The sequence below is a fragment of the Leclercia sp. M50 genome (assembly GCF_037150775.1).
Taxonomy (GTDB): Bacteria; Pseudomonadota; Gammaproteobacteria; order Enterobacterales; family Enterobacteriaceae; genus Enterobacter.
The window spans coordinates 1-1,527 of record NZ_JBBCPK010000220.1; the positions used below are offsets into that span (position 1 = coordinate 1).

General features: G+C 58.3%; 1 protein-coding gene. It reads right to left on the reverse strand.

Features of this window, described 5'->3' with window-relative positions; genetic code table 11:
* On the reverse strand, positions 1-1,527 hold a 1,527-nt coding region (locus tag WFM46_RS23680), incomplete at both ends, for a host specificity protein J (protein WP_336998716.1).

The following is a 1,527-nucleotide window of genomic DNA, read 5'->3' on the forward strand; positions in this document are numbered from 1 at the left end:
ACCCGATCCCAGGAAGCATTCATGGTGGCAACGGTAAGTCCCTGCTCGATATGGTCGGTTTCGGTCAGGGTGATGTTTTTCGGTGCCGGAAGAACGCTTACCGGCGTGACGGTGACTGGCGCCGGGGTAATGCGCACACCGTCATCGATATAGCGGTATTTATTCGGGTCATGCTGAATTGCGGTGATCGTGAAACCACCGTTGCTGTCGTCGTTCGCCCGGATGGATGTCACACGAAAATACTGGATAGCCAGGTTGTCGCTGTCAATGGCCCACACTGCACCGGACTCAGGTGGCAGCCTGAAGGGAGTGGTGACCGTCACCGTCTGTTTGTCTGCGCTGACGGACGCGATTGTCCGCGTCTGCGCCTTGCCGTCCGGCAGGTTGACCACCAGGCGGTCGCCAGCGGCATAGTCAGCAGGACGATCAAGCGTGACATTACGCCCGCTCACCGCCCGGATACGCCCGCCGTTCTGTTTGCCGGCACGGAACGGATCCGCGATACCGATAATTTCTGCGGGCAGGGGAATATAACCGTCCAGTCCCACGCCAAATGACACCGTTCCGTCGCGCGCATTAGACAGCAGCGCCCAGCGGCCCCGGCGGTGCGCTTCGCTCTGGGATGTGCAGCCAATCGCCGTCATCGACATCTGGTTGACCCTGTACCGCTTCACCAGGTCGGAATCGTAGACACTCTCAACCGTGTCGCTGTAATGGTTCTGAGGATCAGACCACGACACTAGGGCAGACGAGTAGCGGTTTTTGTAGCTGCCGCCGCCGTAGGTAAACAACCCGTCGATCACGTTCGAGGCATGGTAGGTAAAATCCACTTCATCCTGTGGCACATCCGCGCGCACGTAAATCTGGTCGTTGCCCCAGAAGGTAATCCCGCGGAATATCGCCGCCAGATCGCTGAGAACGGTGTAGGCGTCCTGCTGGCTCTGGATGTAGACATTGCAGGTGAAGCGCGGCTCGGTCCCACCCGCCCCGTTCGACACCTTCTGATCGCAGTACTGCGCAATGGCGTACAGCTCCCACTTATCGATCATGCCTGCATCGATGCGGGTGCCCATGCCGTAAATCTCATCCAGCACCAGATCGTAAAATACCCAGGCCGGGTTGTTGGTGTAGGCCATTTTGAAGCCACCGGACCAGGTGCCGCTGTAGGTACGCGTAACCGGGTCGTAGGAGTCCGGGACATGTACCAGTTTGCCCTTCGGCCTGCAGGTCACCTTCGGCGCGCCACTGGTAAACTGGCTGGCATCGACCTCGATATACAGCAGCGCTGTATTGGGATAGCGTAACTTGCTGTCGATCACCTCAGCGAACGAGAACACCTTGAAGGCGTTTATCAGTTTTGAATTACCCACTGAATCAGGTGTGATGCGACGTACCCGCACCGCCCAGCCGGTGGTTGCTGCTGGCAGGTCAATGCGGATGTCGCGCTGGTATTCCGTGGTTGTCTTTCCGTCGAATTTGCCGTTAACCACCGTCTGCCAGGCAGCACCATCAGTCGAGAGATCAACG